The following is a 15,161-nucleotide window of genomic DNA, read 5'->3' as shown; positions in this document are numbered from 1 at the left end:
AGAAATAATGAACTCTATATTTATAGTTATACCTATCATCATCATTCTTATGATTGCAACCTACACAGATATCAAAAGTAGACTAATATACGATTGGATTACTCTTCCTGGTATGTTGTATTTTTTTCTATATCAATTAGCAGCGAATACAGCCCACTTCGCAAGTTGGTTATTAGGCTTTCTGGTATTAGGAGGCATATCTTTCTTTATTGCATGGACTACTAATTCCTTAGGTGGTGGAGATATCAAGCTCTTTGCCTTAATTGGGCTTGCTTATGGGTTAGAAGTTGGATTACTAATTTACTTCTACACGTACGTTTGTGCAGTACTTTATTCTATGCCATTGATTATTATTAAGAAATTCTTTCCTGCAAAATCAACAATAACAAGTATTCCTATGGCACCGTTTATAGCTTTAGGAGTAATAGTCACTTATATGTTTCGATAAAGGGCGGTGCTTAACTTGGAAAAAAAGATCAATACTATACTTTCTGTATTGTTACCCACGCTATTCCTCTTTGCATGCACCTCCAACGATAACACAGAACAATTTCTGCAGCTATTAGAAAAAGCACCGTCAGAACCAGAAACTATAGATGAAATTATTCAACATCCAAAAGGAATGCTTGCTGATATGACCTACGAACAGGATATGGATGAAATAATGGAAGTAATTAAAACACATATGCCTCCTATTAAGAAAGAAGTAGATGCAGAGTATCTCGAAGATTGGTGGAGGGCATATCATTCTTTGTTTGCAGAAGACTATCCAGACCCAAGCCCAATTTTTACAGAAAAAACATTTGAGCCTTTTCATCACCCCGGCATAGAAGAGGAACGATACATATTTAAAGAACAAATAAATGTACTTGTGCTACTTGACGTTAGTGGAAGTATGGGGACAGAAGTGGATGGGAAACCAATGATTGATATTGCAAAAAGTTCTATTCAGGAATTTATTTCTCAGTTGCCAGAAGATGCAAATGTAGGATTACGTGTTTATGGGCATGAAGGGGCGAAAACTGGCGCCACTGTCGAGGAGTCGTGTAGGAGTACAGAGCTTGTTTATCGCATTCAACCTTTCGAGAAAGAAGTATTCCGATCAGAGTTAGAACGATACCAACCAGTTGGGTATACACCTCTTGCACTTAGTCTAGAGGAAGCTAGAGAGGATTTTAAAGAATATCCAGGAGAAGCCAATACAAACTTAATTTATGTTGTTAGTGATGGGTTAGAGACTTGTGGAAAGGACCCGGTAGCCACAGCAGAATTCCTAAGTAATTCTAATATTCAACCGATTATTAATGTGATCGGTTTTAATGTAGATAATCAAAGTCAAGTTCAATTACAGGAAATATCGGAAGCTGGTAAGGGAACATACACAAGTGCTGGAGATGAAGAAGAGTTGAATGAAGTTTTCCATCAGGCAGAAGAAATCTTTAGACTTTGGAAAAATTGGCAATCAAGGACAAAGGAAGAAGCAGCATCACACAGAGATGAACAATATAAGCTGGTGAACGAGTTTAATGACAAGTGGAGAGAAGCGAATGATAATGAAAGAATCAATATTTTTTATGCTATAAACGAATTAAGAAGCAGTGGCTACATTACAGATGAAGCGCATAGCTTTTTTGCCACAAAGAGAAGCGATCGGTTTGAACACTATTCACTATTAAAGGAGAATCAATCTACAGACTTAATAGAGAAGATTAATAAAAACTATTTAGAGATTATTGAAGAAGTGGATGAGTCATTTAAACAGAATACAGGGAGAGGCAGTAAGCAGATTGAAGATGAATACAGTTTAGAAGTTAGGTGAAAAGGAAGTTGGAAAGGGTAATAAGAATGTCAGAAACAAGGAATAAGAGAGTACTTACTTACATATACAGAACAGAGGAAAACCAGTGAATAAAAAGTTGTATGAATCAGATAAGGAGAGGGGAATTACAGTGAAAATTTCAACAATCCTAAAATGGATCAGCGGAGGATTAGAAGCGTTCTGGGGTATTCCGCTTGTGGGGGGAACAATTATTCTAGGCCTTTATTGGCTGCCATTAGTCTTCATGTTTATTTTACATATTGTAACCCTCGTCTTTTCATTAATAGAAAGGAAGAAATTCCATGGCAGTATTATGGGGATTGTTACTTCCTGCCTGGCGTGGATTCCATTCTTAGGAATGATTATGCATATATTAACAGCTATCTTCTTATTAATTGATGCTTATCAAGCACAAAAAGAAAACAATGAATTCGCATAAAAGAAAGATACATCCAGAGAAATTTGGATGTATCTTTTTTTACTGTTCTTCATCCCATGAGGTACAGCGCTTATATCCTCTAAATCTTTTCTCAAGAATTCGTCCCAAACGGAAGATTGCATCCTCATTCCCTATTGAGCTCATGATTTGGATGCTGATTGGAAGACCATTTTCATCCTCTGAAACAGGGACAGTTAAAGACGGCAGCCCCCATACATTTGCAAATGCAACATACGGCATGAAATTCAGAAAGGATTTCCGTACAGAGAAGAGTTCATGATAAACCTTTCCATGGTTCGGAGCAGCAGTATGATAAACTGGGAAAATTATAAGCTTCCCTTTTAAATATTCATTCAGTCTAATATCTCCTTGTTCGAGCGTCTCGTTGACTTCACGAATCCGTTTAATGGATGGTTTAAAGAGCTTTGAGCCAACAATTCCCCATGATAGAGAAGGATGTATTTTCGTTCTTTGTGTCAATTTCTCTCTCATAAATGATCTGAATAATCCAGAACGGTCGTTACCAAATGCCTCTCTTTCCAGAATTTGATTTTCCTCCATTGCAAGGATATCCTGCCATAATCGAGCACTTTCTTCAAAGAATGGAGGCACCGTTCGTTTCGTGGAAAAGGATCTTTCAAGAAATAGCTCGAGCGAATCTAAAACCTCTTTTGTTTTATCAGATAATGGGTAATCAATGCTGCTAGGCAAAATTTCAATCCGAAATGGCATCAGGTGTCGGGTCTTGATTTTGGATTCGGTTATGATTTCATACATTAAACGCATGTCTTGAACAGATTTCCCCATTGGGCCAACTGCAAGCATTCTTTGCTGAAGTTCTGTTGGTGCCTCAGGAAAGTGTCCTTCTGACGAAACAGTATTCATTCCAGGTTTAAATCCAATGACTCCATTAAAATGTGCTGGAATTCGAATAGAACCACCGATATCTGAGCCTAATCCAACTGCCGCTCCCCCTACTGCAAGTAACGCCCCTTCTCCACCACTAGATCCACCTGCCGTCTTGCTGATATCCCAAGGGTTGTTCGTGCGTCCATACAATTTATTCTCTGTCTCCTGACTAAAGCATAATGTAGGTGTGTTGGTTTTACCAAGTATGACAGCTCCTGCTTTCTTTAGACGTTCGATGACCACTGCATTTTGTCTTGCAATTAAGTCCTGTCGGTGCTCTAAACCACCAGTTGTCGTCATATTGATTACATGAAATGCTTCTTTGACGCTAATGGGGACACCGTGCAGTGGCCCTTTTACTCCATTTTCTTGTAATTGCTGATCTAAACTCTTCGCTTCTTCTAAGGCCTCGGAAAATCGGTCTTCCACTAACGCATTAATAGCAGGATTTACTTTTTTAATATGCTTTATATAGTGTTGGACCACTTCCTCGCTAGTTAGCTGGCCTTGTTTAATCTTCTCAGCAATTGATGTAGCATCCATATCAATCATTGACGTCATGATCATTCCTTTTCCCTCATTATCGTAAATTATTTTTGAAATGTTTTTATTAGGATTCTCACTTATTATATATGTATTATGATAAGATAAAATTATAGAAAGTCAATCGGAGGGATTCATATGTATTTTGTAGATCAACGTAAAATTGAAGAAACACTTTTATATATGGAAAAAGTTTGGAGGGAAATGAATCAAGTCCGTCTTCAAACCTTCTCAGAGAGGCTAAGTTACGAACGCATGGTGCATGTTTCCATTGAATCCATTCTAGATGTAGGAAATATGATGATAGATGGTTTTATCATGCGAGACCCCGGCAGCTACAATGATATTATTGACATTCTTGTAGATGAAAGCGTATTACCGAAAGAGGATGAACAACATTATAAAGAATTTATTGCGTTGCGCAAAGAGATTGTAAATGAATATACTGCCGTAAATCATGAAAGAATAAAGCAAGTAGTGGAAGAATGTAACCCTGTACTGCAAGCTTTTGGGACTCACGTTAGAACCTATCTGAAGAATGAGCTAGGAGTGGCAAATGCTTTTACTAACCCAAATTAAGGGTGTTTGTGATAAACGATAATTGGAAATGAGGAAAGACAATGAAATCATATAAAGGGTATTTAATTGATTTAGACGGAACCATGTATCTTGGTGCTCGTCCAATTGATGCTGCAGCTGACTTTGTTCAAACATTGGTCGATCAGGAGATTCCCTATTTATTCGTAACTAACAATTCCTCTAAGAAAGCAGAGGATGTCGCAGAACATCTCAACGAAATGGGAATCATGGCCAATCCCAATCAAGTGATTACAACAAGTATAGCTACTGCAAATTACATAAAGAAACAAAATGAAAATGCACGAATCTTTGTTATTGGCGAGGAAGGGATTCATCATGCTCTCGGCGCCGAAGGACTCACCTTGGTAGATGGTGAGGACGCTGATTATGTAGTGATGGGAATTGATCGTCAAATCTCTTATGAAAAACTTACTAAGGCATGCTTGAATGTCCGGAATGGTGCTGCCTTTATTTCGACTAATGGGGATGTGGCCATTCCAACAGAGCGCGGGTTATTACCAGGAAATGGCTCATTAACTTCGGTTGTTACGGTTAGTACAGGTGTGGCTCCTATATTCATTGGAAAGCCTGAAGCAATTATTATGGAAGAAGCATTGGCAGTCTTAGGATTATCTAAGCAGGAAGTTCTGATGGTCGGTGATAATTATTATACAGATATCAAAGCTGGAATGAACGCAGGATTGGATACGCTTATGGTTCTTACAGGAGTTACGCCTTTTGAAGAAATGGAGATGCTTGAAGAGAAACCAACCCATTTTGTACATAGTCTTAAGGATTGGATTCCAAATATATAAAAGAGAAAGAGTGGATGCTCTTTCTCTTTTTGACTCTAAAGGCTTTTTCGTATAAATAGTTCATTAAATTCTTTGCAGTTGATAGAAACTGCGAAGTAACCAAAATAGTGGGTACCACCGCTCCGGAAATACACCACGCTTTCCGCGGGCGCTGCTGAGCCTCCTCGTGCTAACGCACTGCGGGGTCTCAGCTAGGCTTTTCATCCCGCAGGAGTCTCCGTGTATTTCCTCCGCTAAATTGTGCTATAAACCTTCTAATTATGGAAAGAGAATGCACTGATAAGTATGAAGTTATTGGAGCGGAGGGGAGTCGACTCCTGCGGGAAAAGCAACAGCCGAAGACCCCGCAGGAAGTGGTAAGGAACAAAGGCTAAGAACGCCACGTCCTGTGGCAACGCCTTTATGACCAACATCCTGTTGGCCCGAGGCTGAGGCGTTGCCCGCGGAAAGCGTACTGCCCGCAGCGGAAATCACGAGCACATAATTCCATGTGATTCCAGATGTTTCTAAACTAGTCCACAGTCTATCCATTTTTTAAATTATCTTTTTAGGAGGCAGCCAACCTAAAAGGGTAATTTCATATAGCAGATAAAAACGAAATGAAATTATTTCTCTCCCTCGTAGCTGTGGGCCAATCTGCTTGAGGCAGCTGCCGCAATAGCGCCTACAAGATCGTCTAAAAAGGTATGAATTTCTCCTGAGCTTTTGTCATTTAGTTTCTTTAAGATGCCCGGCTTTTGTTTATCGATATAACCGTAGTTTGTAAAGCCAATTGACCCGTATACATTAATAATTGAAAAGGCAATGATTTCATCTACACCATATAAGCCTTCATCTTTTTCAATGATTTCCTGCAATGGTTGTTCGAGCAGGTTTTTCTCTGCAAGTTTATCTAATTGGATTCCTGTTATAATGGCATTTTGAACTTCTCGTTTTGTTAAAACCCGCTCCACATTTTCTTTGCATGTCTCAATAGTTAAATCATCATGATAACTGGATTGTAAATAATAAACGAGCTCTGCAATATCATTAATTTTAACTCCACGTTCATCTAACATATTTCTTGCCATAGTTTCCAAATTCTTATGCTTTGCCATACCTATCACCTTTTCTTTATTTATAGTTAAGAAATTGCTTTTCAGACATATAGTTATTATAAAGTGAAACATCCAGTTAGATTTATTCTCTCACAGAGTGTAAGTACTAAAAGTAAAACCCCAGAGATCGTTTATTGAAGCTAACTATAGGAGCTACCCATGTAATCCTGCATCCAATGCTTATCATCTAGAAAATGAGGTTTTTATAGGAGTTAACCTGTGTCTAATTGTATGGGCAACGGATGTAAAATATTCACTTGCTTAAGAAAGGAGAGTTAATCTTGCCATTTAGCAGATTTCTTTCTACTCATTATGATATCCAAGTTGAGGAAAAAATTCGGTTGGATGATAAAGAAGGATATAAACAAGGTAATCAAATATATTTTATCACTTCTGCACTTAACAAGGAAACAATTTACATGGAGCAAGCAGCGATTGCTTATTTTCTTCGTGAAAATGGTTATCATGATGTAGCCATTCCGATTGTTAATGTAAGAGGAGAGTGGTTTACTAAAGTCGAGGATCAATCTTATTTGGTTATCCAGATTGAATTCTATCGAGAAGATGAAATAGATTCGGTAGGTATACGGTTAGCTGGATTACACCAATTAGGCGAAGCATACCAGTATCAGCCAAGGGAGATTTCCAGCTATGGAAACTGGCGAACATTGTGGATAGATAAATTAACAGCCTTCGAATCGAAGCTGGAAGATGAAGCAAATAAAAACTCTAACGCTTATTACCGATTATGGATGGACACGCTGCCGTACGTTATAGGGATAAGTGAAAATGCGATTCAGTATGTCCGTGAAAGTGAAACAGAACGAAGGTTTAATGAGGTAGATCAAGGTACATTTTGCTTTTATCGTTTTTCTAATCAATTAAATAAATCAGTTATATTTGGTGAGGATCTCGTATTTGACCATGCAGCAAGGGATATAGCAGAAGCAATAAGAAATATGTATATGAGAGATAAAACGGATGAGCAAATTACGTCGTTTATAAGTGATTATCAGATTATACGTCCATTAAGTATATTTAGTTGGCGCCTAATATACAGCAGGCTGCTTTTTCCCGCACCGTTCTTTGATTTAATGAATAAAGGATTTTTTAGTACGGATTTTGATATTCTCTATAAGGAACTTGAAGGCTTATTAGTGAAACAATCCAAGTATGAGAAAAGATTACAGAATTTTTATGAAAAAATGGGGTTAGTTGAAGAAATTGTTGATATTCCTATGATACACTGGTTATAGAAAATAGGATTTGTAATCAGAAGAGGGGGAGAAAGCATGGAAAAAGCCCATATTTATATTACAAGAAAAATCCCTGAAGTAATGCTGCAGCCATTTCAATCGGCTTTTTCCTTTCGTATGTGGGAAAAAGAAGATGAGCCAGTGCCACGAGAGATCCTTTTAGAAGAGGTACGAAATGCGGACGCAGTTATGTGTGTACTGAGCGAAAAAATTGACGAAGAATTCTTTCTTGCTGCCCCGAAAGTGAAAATCGTAGCAAATATGGCTGTAGGCTATGATAATATGGATATCCAAGCAGCAAAGAGGCATAATGTTATACTTACGAACACCCCAGATGTTTTAACAGAGACTACTGCCGATTTAGGATTTTCATTATTAATGGCAGTCGCAAGACGTATCGTTGAGGCTAATCAGTTTATCAAGAAGAATCAGTGGAAAAATTGGTCGCCCCTTTTATTAGCTGGAACTGACATTCATCACAAAACAATTGGGATTGTAGGAATGGGGAGAATCGGTGAAGCGATTGCTAGAAGAGCAAAAGGTTTTAATATGGATATTGTATACCATAACAGAAGTAGGAACAAGGAGGCTGAGGAGCGATTACAAGCAATCTGGCTTCCGTTTGAACAATTGATACAAGAAGCGGATTTCGTTGTTTCAGTTATCCCTCTAACAGATGAAACCTATCATTTATTCGATGAACTTGCATTTAAAAAAATGAAGGATTCCGCTATCTTTATTAATATTTCACGAGGCGCAGTAGTGGATGAGGGAGCATTAGTAAATGCACTCGAATCGAATCAAATCAGAGCTGCTGGCTTGGATGTGTTTGAAAAGGAACCGATAGCGAGCAATCACCCATTGATGAACTTAGAAAATGTAGTGTGCTTACCACATATTGGTTCAGCTACAAAAGAAACTCGGGAGAAGATGATGGCTTTGTGCTTGGAGAATATTGATAGTGTACTAAGAAATCAAGGACCGAAAACACCGATTTAATAAATGAGGCAGACATAGCTATGTCTGCCTCTCTATTACATCATTAAAATACTTGTTCTATTTCTTTTACTCCTGGAACTTCGGAAATTAACGCTCTCTCAATTCCAGCTTTTAATGTAATGGTTGAGCTGGGGCAGTTTCCGCAAGCCCCCATTAAACGAAGAAGAACAATGCCATCTTCATCCACATCAACTAATTCAACATCTCCGCCATCACGTAGTAAAAATGGACGCAATTTATTTAAAACTTCCTGTACTTGTTCATGCATAATCCATCTTCTCCTTTCCCTATATACTATTATAAATTGTTATACAGAAAAAATCCAGTTGAAAATAGTTCTCAATTAATAAAAATATTATTTTCATCTAAGGAGGATTTAAATTGAGTTAACATTTAATAAAAAATTGATGGTTTAATATATTTTAACTTTTCATAGATATTTTGTAAAATAAGATAAAAGGAGGGGGCTTTTTGTGGAACAAAATAATTTAAAGATAACTGTCTATGGTAGTGAGCAAATATGTGCTAGCTGTGTGGGAGCACCCAGTTCAAAGGATACGTATGAGTGGTTACAGGCAGCTATTAGCAGAAAATATAGAGATGATTCCATTTCATTTGATTATATTGATATAAATCAACCTCCACCTGCACATCAGCAGTTTGTAGAACGAATTTATGCAGACGATTTATTCTGGCCAATTGTTCTGGTCAATGAAGAAATTGTTGCAGAGGGAATTCCGCATATTAAAACAATTTATCAAGCATTAGATAAAAAAGGATTAAAGCAATCTTAGTGATAAAGAAGAGGTAAAAATCTTGGAAATGCATGGCATTGGCAATAATTACCCATTTATATTTACTTTAGCTATGAATCAACTGAGAAATTTTGACCCAAGTCTTCCCTTCATACTCTTGTTGCAGCTAACTTGGATAACGATGTGAAACGAAAATCAGTTAGCAGAGTAATTTCAAATGGATATCTATAAATGAATAATCAATTCTTGAATAAGCAGGAATTCATTTGTATACTAAAAATAAAGGAGGTCCGTGAGATGGTTATCAATTTTACTGATCAAGCAAGCGCGCGAATTAGAGAAATGATGCAAGACGAATCGGAAAATGTACATCTTCGGTTTGGTGTAAGAGGTGGCGGATGCAGCGGATTATCATATTCTATAGGATTTGAATATGAAATAAGTGAACTAGATACGGTAGAAAATGTAAAGGGCATACCAGTCGTCATTAATACTCAGGATATTCCGATTATTGAAGGTACGACCATTGACTATAAAGAAAATATGATGGGCGGCGGTTTTAGCATCGACAATCCAAAAGCTGTCTACTCTTGTGGGTGTGGCTCTTCATTTAGAACTGCCGAAGTGGCTGGAACACCTGGTGATTGCTAACAAAGAAGCTGGAATGTGTGATGCATTCCAGCTTCTTTTATATTGCGTTTTTTTAATCAACAAGTCAACGTAAATTCCAACTACTGAATAAAACATACTAGAAAAGAAAAAGGGCTGTCCTAATTAAATAGGATAGCCCTTCCTTATCGTTATCTAATATTTAAATCAGAAGAATGTTTCGGTTGTACACGTGCTTTTGGATCAATATAGCGTTTTGCATTATTTACTGCTGTAGGACCTTCGCCAAAACCTGTAGCGATTAAGTTTATTTTACCTTCATAGGTACAAATGTCTCCAGCTGCATAAATCCCGGGAATATTTGTCTCCATTTTTGAATTGACAACGATGCTGTTTTTCTCGATGTTTAATCCCCAGTCGTTGATAGGGCCTAACTTGGAAATGAATCCGTAATTACAAATAATGGAATCAGGTTCCAGCTCTAATTGTACCTCACCTTTTACTTCTTGAATGATAAGCTTATCAATTTTATCAGATGTGACAATATCAGCTGCTGCAAAAGGAGTCAGAATTTCAATCGACGAAGCGCGCAACTGTTCTACACTATGTTCATGTGCACGGAATTCGTTGCGGCGATGAACCAATGTCACTTTCTTAGCAATTGGCTCTAACATGAGTGCCCAGTCAACTGCAGAGTCTCCTCCACCTAAAAGGACCACATGCTGGTCTTTGAATTGGTTCATATCTTTCACATAATAATGAAGATTAACTTCTTCAAATTGCTCACTATCTCCTATATTTAGTCGACGGGGCTGAAAGGCGCCATTTCCAGCAGTGATAATCATTGTTTTTGTAAAATGTTCTTCCCCAGTACTTGTAGTTAGTTTTAAACTGTTATCCTCTAATCGTTCCACTTTCTCAATCGCTTGGCCAAGTACAATAGTAGGATTAAAAATACTCGCTTGCTTTTCTAGATTATCAATTAATTCCTTTGCACGGATTTTTGGAAATCCGGCAACATCATATATGTACTTTTCTGGATAGAGTGCGGAAAGTTGTCCTCCAATTTGTGGCAGACTCTCAATTATTTTTACACTTGCTTGACGCATTCCACCATAAAAAGCTGTAAATAAACCTACAGGACCTGCGCCAAGTATCGTGACATCGTATACTTTCTCTGACATGGAATTTCCTCATTTCTTCTATATTTTCTGCTATTACAATAGTATCACAAAGCAGAACTAGGGTGTATCATAAGAAACCGCTTAACAGAAAATTAGGGGTTGAAAAAACTTCAAATTAAAGATAATATAGTAAAAGTGTAAATATTACATTTGTGTAACAAAAATATATTTTTTTGTTTACTATTTGTTTTTACCTAAGGGGAAGTGAAAAATGCATAAAACAAAAATTGTTATTTTGGGCGCCTGCCCTGGAGGGATGATGACAGCCGTACGGTTACAGAAGTCGTTAAATCTTAAAGAAGCGGAGATAATCTTGATCAATAAGGAAGATTATCATTACCAAACCACATGCCTCCATGAAAATGCTGCAGGAACGCTTCACCATGACCGCACGCGAATTCCCATACGAAATATTATCGATTTAGATAAGGTTCATTTAATTATAGATAAAGTTGTAACTATTAAGCCTGAACAAAAGCAAGTAAAGCTAGAAAAACAAACGATTGAGTATGATATTCTTGTTATTGGTTTAGGGTTTGAGACAGAATCAATAGGTTTTCCGGAGATTACGGAAAATGCTTTTTCTATTAAAGATATAAATAGTGCTAGGTTAATTAAAGATCATATCGAATATAACTTTGCAAATTATCATAACGAAGAAAATAATGAAGCTAGGTTAAACTTCGTTATAGCTGGTGGAGGATCTACAGGGATTGAGTTTGCAGGGGAATTAGCGGACCGTGTACCTGAATTATGCAGAGAGTATGATATTGAAAAACTATTCGTTCGTGTTATCTTATTAGAATCATCCAACACGGTTTTATCAGAATTCGAACCAGAGCTAGCGGAATATGCAGCTAAATCTTTAGAAGCACGCGGTGTAGAAATTGTTACAGGAGCTGAAGTGAAAGAGTGTCAGCCAGAATATGTCATTTATGAGAAAAATGGAGAAGAAGTAAAATTACCAACCATGACAACAATCTGGGCAGGTGGTATTCGACCCAATCCTATTCTTGAAACATCTGGATTTAGAACAACGGACGGGAAAATGGAAGTGACAGACCACATGCGTTCCAAAGAATATAAGGAAATTTTTGTTGTTGGTGAGAGTGCCCTATTAAAAAATGAATCCGGTCAAGCATATTCGCCATCGGTTGATACAGCAATGAAGCAAGCAGCTGTCATCGCACATAATATTAAAGCGGGATTCAATAATACGCGGCTCAAGCAATTCCGTACGAAAACAAAAGGAAAAGTTGTATCATTAGGGAATGAAGATGGAATTGCTGTAATGATTAATGGTTCTACTTTTTACGGTTGGAAAGCAGCCTTTATGAAGCAGCTAAGAGATAATAAATATTTCTTTCATTTAGGTGGAATAAGCTTACTTATGCAAAAAGGAAAATTTCATCTTTTCTATTGATACTGCAAAGGAGTATTAATCTCCTTTGCTTTTCTTTACATATCCTTTAAAATAATAGGAGTAGGGCAGAGGAGAAGGGGGCTTCACGATTGATTCAGTTAACTATTTCTATTATTTTATATTTTGTTATGTTTTTTGGAATCGGTTTTATAGTGAATATGCTTTTAAAAAGAACTTGGGTATTATCTTTTCTTTATCCAATCATACTTATTCTCATCATCGATAATTTATCCATATGGGAATATTTTACAAATTCGAGTGAGGCTTTAAACGCTTTAGGTGGACAGTTATCGAGTTTAACAACTTTTGATATCCTTATATTTTTAGCCGGATTCTTAGGAACAATCACATCAGGGATTGTGATGAAGCAGTTGCGGAAAAGTGGCTATAGTATGTTTTAAAATAGAAAGGGAATTTGAACGATATTTAAGTTCAAATTCCCTTATTTTTATATTTTTCAGATAAATAATGAAGACGGTGAATAAAATTATATGAGATTGGAAAAGCTGAACTGGTAGAGAGAGCAGTCTTTAACAGTTATCCATTGTTAGAGAATACGTATGCTTAACTATCAGAGAGGTGAAATATGAAGATAAAATTATATTGTCGAAGAGCTTTAATGACTCTTTTGTTTATTTGTGCATTATATACAACTATATCTTCCATTTCCAATATAACATTAGCAGATATGAAGGTTTGGGCTGAGAGAGTGCAGCAAGAAACAAATCATCCATCGGAAAATTCTCTAAAAAAGTCTAATTTAGAACAAAAAACTATGAATGAACAAACTTACCGTCCAAAAACACTCGAAGAAGCAATTGATTTTGACCAATATGAGACAGCTACCGTATTAGCAACGGGATATACTGCGGGGATAGAGTCAACAGGAAAGACTAGTGAACATCCGCAATATGGAATTACATTTTCAGGTGTTAAAGTAAAAAGAGATTTATATTCCACTATTGCTGCAGATCCTGATATATTTCCGATTGGAACCATTTTGTTCATCCCTAACTATGGATATGGGGTTGTAGCAGATATAGGCAGTGCTATAAAAGGAAATAGTATTGATTTATATTACGATACGGTAGATGATGTCTATTCGCAATGGGGTAAACAAGAATTAGATGTATATATTGTTGAATATGGCGACGGGACCCTCACTGAGGAAGCATTGAAGGCACTAAATGAAGCAGAGGCTTTACAAGTATTTAGACAGCAGTATATAGAACAGTAAGTCACATTTGTATATAAGTGGAAAGAAGACCCCCAATTTAATTTGGAGGTCTTCGTTCCGTTTAAAAGAGCGGATAGAGGAGAAAAGCAACAATAATACCAGTTACACCGCCAAAGAAGACTTCACTTGGTTCATGGCCGAGAAGTTCTTTTAATTCTTTTCGTTTTTGATAATCCTCTTTGCCTTTCCAATCTTTTGCATTATCAATAAAGTGCTGAAGATCTGATAGCAATCGATTCAGAACCACCGCATGTCTACCTGCATGACGTCTTATACCAGAAGCATCATACATCGTTATAACTCCAAATACAACGGCGATAGCAAACATTGTGGAAGAGACACCTTCAACAATACCAACTGCTGTGATCAAGGCTGTTACTGCCGCTGAGTGACTACTAGGCATCCCACCTGTACTGAATGCCAGGCTAGGGTTGAATTCCCTTGTTGCTAAAAACTTGATTGGAATTTTAATAACTTGAGCAAACACGATTGCCAATAATGCAGCCCAAATAGGGAAATTAGAAAATAACTCCATATGTAATGACACCTTCCTGGACATCGTTAACACTTAACGTCTTTTTATGATGTTGTCATTTTACCATAATGTCGGATGGAGGTAAATTTAAAGCAAAAATAAAGTGAAACTTCACTCCGCGGTGGTTGCCTTTCTCCCATTCCTCTTGTTAAGGTCTTACAGCCAGTAATTACTTAATAATCGCTTCCAGTGCAATTTCCATCATTTCATTAAACGTAGTTTGACGCTCTTCTGAAGTGGTTTCTTCTCCAGTTAGGATATGGTCAGAAACTGTTAGAACTGAAAGAGCTTGGCGTCCGTACTTCGCAGCAAGGGTATATAGAGCTGTTGTTTCCATTTCCACAGCAAGGACTTGATAGGAAGCCAGGAGCTCATTGATTTCTTTTCCGTTGTCTCGGTAGAAGGCATCACTTGTAAAGACATTCCCGACACGAAGATTCATTTGTTTTTCCAATCCCACATCATACGCGTTTTTAAGCAATTCAAAGTTTGCAATAGGAGCAAAATCAATTCCTTTAAAGATCTCGTGATTTGCAGCTGAATCTGTTGTTGCACCTTGAGCTAAAATGACATCCCGAACCTTAACATCTTTTTGAATCGCACCACACGTACCAACGCGAATTAACTTCTGTACATCATATTCCCGAATTAATTCATTTACATAGATGGAGATAGAAGGAACACCCATTCCAGTACCTTGAACAGATACTCGTTCACCTTTGTAAGTTCCTGTGAAACCTAACATTCCACGAACTTCATTGTATTGTGATACATCTTCTAAAAAAGTTTCAGCGATATATTTTGCACGTAAAGGGTCCCCTGGTAAAAGAATCTTATCTGCAATTTCGCCTTTTTTGGCACCAATATGTACACTCATTTTGAAATCCTCCTTGGATAATCATTTATTATATAGTAAACCAATGCTTAAAGGCCTTTTAGGCGGCAGCCTTAGCCCGGTATGT

18 protein-coding genes are annotated in these 15,161 nt (G+C 37.3%); 12 read left to right on the top strand and 6 right to left on the bottom strand.

Going from position 1 to position 15,161, the window contains the following annotated elements; all coding sequences use genetic code 11:
- Nucleotides 1-7 precede the first annotated feature (7 nt).
- The 3 genes from D8M04_RS04670 (at nt 8) to D8M04_RS04660 (ending at nt 2,258) form a co-directional block, all read left to right on the top strand.
- Nucleotides 8-448 (top strand): prepilin peptidase, encoded by a 441-nt coding sequence (locus D8M04_RS04670; protein ID WP_121521756.1) that lies wholly within the window; start codon nt 8-10, stop codon nt 446-448.
- 15 nt (nt 449-463) lie between these two features.
- Nucleotides 464-1,819, top strand: coding sequence for a vWA domain-containing protein (locus D8M04_RS04665; RefSeq protein ID WP_121521755.1), 1,356 nt, complete (start codon nt 464-466; stop codon nt 1,817-1,819).
- A gap of 130 nt (nt 1,820-1,949) precedes the next feature.
- Nucleotides 1,950-2,258, top strand: coding sequence for a hypothetical protein (locus D8M04_RS04660; protein WP_121521754.1), 309 nt, complete (start codon nt 1,950-1,952; stop codon nt 2,256-2,258).
- 39 nt (nt 2,259-2,297) lie between these two features.
- Here the strand turns inward: D8M04_RS04660 and D8M04_RS04655 are convergent, their stop codons facing one another.
- On the bottom strand, nt 2,298-3,734 hold the full coding sequence (locus tag D8M04_RS04655; RefSeq protein ID WP_121521753.1) for an amidase: 1,437 nt from the start codon (nt 3,732-3,734) through the stop codon (nt 2,298-2,300).
- A gap of 114 nt (nt 3,735-3,848) precedes the next feature.
- On the opposite strand from D8M04_RS04655, the gene D8M04_RS04650 reads away from it, so the two are divergent.
- Together D8M04_RS04650 and D8M04_RS04645 are read left to right on the top strand one after the other, a co-directional pair.
- Nucleotides 3,849-4,289: a DUF86 domain-containing protein gene (locus D8M04_RS04650; protein WP_121521752.1), complete on the top strand. Its 441-nt coding sequence runs from the start codon at nt 3,849-3,851 to the stop codon at nt 4,287-4,289.
- A 41-nt stretch (nt 4,290-4,330) separates the two neighbouring features.
- Nucleotides 4,331-5,104, top strand: coding sequence for a TIGR01457 family HAD-type hydrolase (locus D8M04_RS04645; RefSeq protein ID WP_121521751.1), 774 nt, complete (start codon nt 4,331-4,333; stop codon nt 5,102-5,104).
- A 605-nt stretch (nt 5,105-5,709) separates the two neighbouring features.
- Here the strand turns inward: D8M04_RS04645 and D8M04_RS04635 are convergent.
- Nucleotides 5,710-6,201, bottom strand: a complete 492-nt coding sequence (locus tag D8M04_RS04635) for a phosphatidylglycerophosphatase A family protein (protein WP_121521749.1) — start codon at nt 6,199-6,201, stop codon at nt 5,710-5,712.
- A 281-nt stretch (nt 6,202-6,482) separates the two neighbouring features.
- Here D8M04_RS04635 and D8M04_RS04630 point away from each other — a divergent pair, with 281 nt between their 5' ends.
- Together D8M04_RS04630 and D8M04_RS04625 are read left to right on the top strand one after the other, a co-directional pair.
- Nucleotides 6,483-7,457 carry a protein kinase family protein gene (locus D8M04_RS04630; RefSeq protein WP_121521748.1) on the top strand — a complete coding sequence of 325 codons (975 nt, stop codon included), beginning with the start codon at nt 6,483-6,485 and terminating at the stop codon, nt 7,455-7,457.
- Between the two features lie 36 nt (nt 7,458-7,493).
- Nucleotides 7,494-8,456, top strand: a complete 963-nt coding sequence (locus tag D8M04_RS04625) for a 2-hydroxyacid dehydrogenase (protein ID WP_121521747.1) — start codon at nt 7,494-7,496, stop codon at nt 8,454-8,456.
- Nucleotides 8,457-8,499: 43 nt separating this feature from the next.
- On the opposite strand, the gene D8M04_RS04620 is transcribed toward D8M04_RS04625, so the two are convergent.
- A complete protein-coding gene (locus D8M04_RS04620; protein WP_121521746.1) occupies nt 8,500-8,724 on the bottom strand; it encodes a NifU family protein in 225 nt (74 codons plus the stop codon).
- Between the two features lie 205 nt (nt 8,725-8,929).
- On the opposite strand from D8M04_RS04620, the gene D8M04_RS04615 reads away from it, so the two are divergent.
- Both D8M04_RS04615 and D8M04_RS04610 read left to right on the top strand, forming a co-directional pair.
- Nucleotides 8,930-9,250, top strand: coding sequence for a YuzD family protein (locus tag D8M04_RS04615; RefSeq protein WP_121521745.1), 321 nt, complete (start codon nt 8,930-8,932; stop codon nt 9,248-9,250).
- A gap of 258 nt (nt 9,251-9,508) precedes the next feature.
- On the top strand, nt 9,509-9,862 hold the full coding sequence (locus D8M04_RS04610) for a HesB/IscA family protein (protein ID WP_121521744.1): 354 nt from the start codon (nt 9,509-9,511) through the stop codon (nt 9,860-9,862).
- Nucleotides 9,863-10,011: 149 nt separating this feature from the next.
- Here the strand turns inward: D8M04_RS04610 and D8M04_RS04605 are convergent, their stop codons facing one another.
- Entirely contained in the window at nt 10,012-11,004 is a 993-nt protein-coding gene (locus D8M04_RS04605; protein WP_121521743.1) for an NAD(P)/FAD-dependent oxidoreductase, read from the bottom strand.
- 211 nt (nt 11,005-11,215) lie between these two features.
- On the opposite strand from D8M04_RS04605, the gene D8M04_RS04600 reads away from it, so the two are divergent.
- From D8M04_RS04600 to D8M04_RS04590, 3 genes are all read left to right on the top strand, one after another.
- The gene (locus D8M04_RS04600) at nt 11,216-12,427 is read left to right on the top strand and encodes an NAD(P)/FAD-dependent oxidoreductase (RefSeq protein WP_121521742.1); all 1,212 of its coding nucleotides are present in this window, start codon (nt 11,216-11,218) and stop codon (nt 12,425-12,427) included.
- Between the two features lie 89 nt (nt 12,428-12,516).
- Nucleotides 12,517-12,828 carry a YuiB family protein gene (locus tag D8M04_RS04595; protein WP_121521741.1) on the top strand — a complete coding sequence of 104 codons (312 nt, stop codon included), beginning with the start codon at nt 12,517-12,519 and terminating at the stop codon, nt 12,826-12,828.
- Nucleotides 12,829-13,019: 191 nt separating this feature from the next.
- The gene (locus tag D8M04_RS04590; protein ID WP_425464006.1) at nt 13,020-13,664 is read left to right on the top strand and encodes a 3D domain-containing protein; all 645 of its coding nucleotides are present in this window, start codon (nt 13,020-13,022) and stop codon (nt 13,662-13,664) included.
- Between the two features lie 61 nt (nt 13,665-13,725).
- Here the strand turns inward: D8M04_RS04590 and D8M04_RS04585 are convergent, their stop codons facing one another.
- Together D8M04_RS04585 and deoD are read right to left on the bottom strand one after the other, a co-directional pair.
- Entirely contained in the window at nt 13,726-14,199 is a 474-nt protein-coding gene (locus D8M04_RS04585) for a divergent PAP2 family protein (RefSeq protein ID WP_121521739.1), read from the bottom strand.
- A gap of 169 nt (nt 14,200-14,368) precedes the next feature.
- The gene (deoD, locus tag D8M04_RS04580; RefSeq protein WP_121521738.1) at nt 14,369-15,076 is read right to left on the bottom strand and encodes a purine-nucleoside phosphorylase; all 708 of its coding nucleotides are present in this window, start codon (nt 15,074-15,076) and stop codon (nt 14,369-14,371) included.
- Nucleotides 15,077-15,161 lie beyond the last annotated feature (85 nt).

The sequence above is a fragment of the Oceanobacillus piezotolerans genome (assembly GCF_003665065.1).
Lineage (GTDB): Bacteria > Bacillota > Bacilli > Bacillales > Amphibacillaceae > Oceanobacillus > Oceanobacillus piezotolerans.
This window is presented reverse-complemented; position numbering and strand designations above follow the sequence as displayed.

What these genes read in the sequence shown, in the direction of transcription:
- D8M04_RS04670 (WP_121521756.1), top strand. Translation starts at nt 8, where the DNA reads ATGAACTCTATATTTATAGTTATACCTATCATCATCATTCTTATGATT.
- D8M04_RS04655 (WP_121521753.1), bottom strand. Translation starts at nt 3,734, where the DNA reads ATGATCATGACGTCAATGATTGATATGGATGCTACATCAATTGCTGAG.
- D8M04_RS04650 (WP_121521752.1), top strand. Translation starts at nt 3,849, where the DNA reads ATGTATTTTGTAGATCAACGTAAAATTGAAGAAACACTTTTATATATG.
- D8M04_RS04645 (WP_121521751.1), top strand. Translation starts at nt 4,331, where the DNA reads ATGAAATCATATAAAGGGTATTTAATTGATTTAGACGGAACCATGTAT.
- D8M04_RS04635 (WP_121521749.1), bottom strand. Translation starts at nt 6,201, where the DNA reads ATGGCAAAGCATAAGAATTTGGAAACTATGGCAAGAAATATGTTAGAT.
- D8M04_RS04625 (WP_121521747.1), top strand. Translation starts at nt 7,494, where the DNA reads ATGGAAAAAGCCCATATTTATATTACAAGAAAAATCCCTGAAGTAATG.
- D8M04_RS04620 (WP_121521746.1), bottom strand. Translation starts at nt 8,724, where the DNA reads ATGCATGAACAAGTACAGGAAGTTTTAAATAAATTGCGTCCATTTTTA.
- D8M04_RS04610 (WP_121521744.1), top strand. Translation starts at nt 9,509, where the DNA reads ATGGTTATCAATTTTACTGATCAAGCAAGCGCGCGAATTAGAGAAATG.
- D8M04_RS04605 (WP_121521743.1), bottom strand. Translation starts at nt 11,004, where the DNA reads ATGTCAGAGAAAGTATACGATGTCACGATACTTGGCGCAGGTCCTGTA.
- D8M04_RS04600 (WP_121521742.1), top strand. Translation starts at nt 11,216, where the DNA reads ATGCATAAAACAAAAATTGTTATTTTGGGCGCCTGCCCTGGAGGGATG.
- D8M04_RS04585 (WP_121521739.1), bottom strand. Translation starts at nt 14,199, where the DNA reads ATGGAGTTATTTTCTAATTTCCCTATTTGGGCTGCATTATTGGCAATC.
- deoD (WP_121521738.1), bottom strand. Translation starts at nt 15,076, where the DNA reads ATGAGTGTACATATTGGTGCCAAAAAAGGCGAAATTGCAGATAAGATT.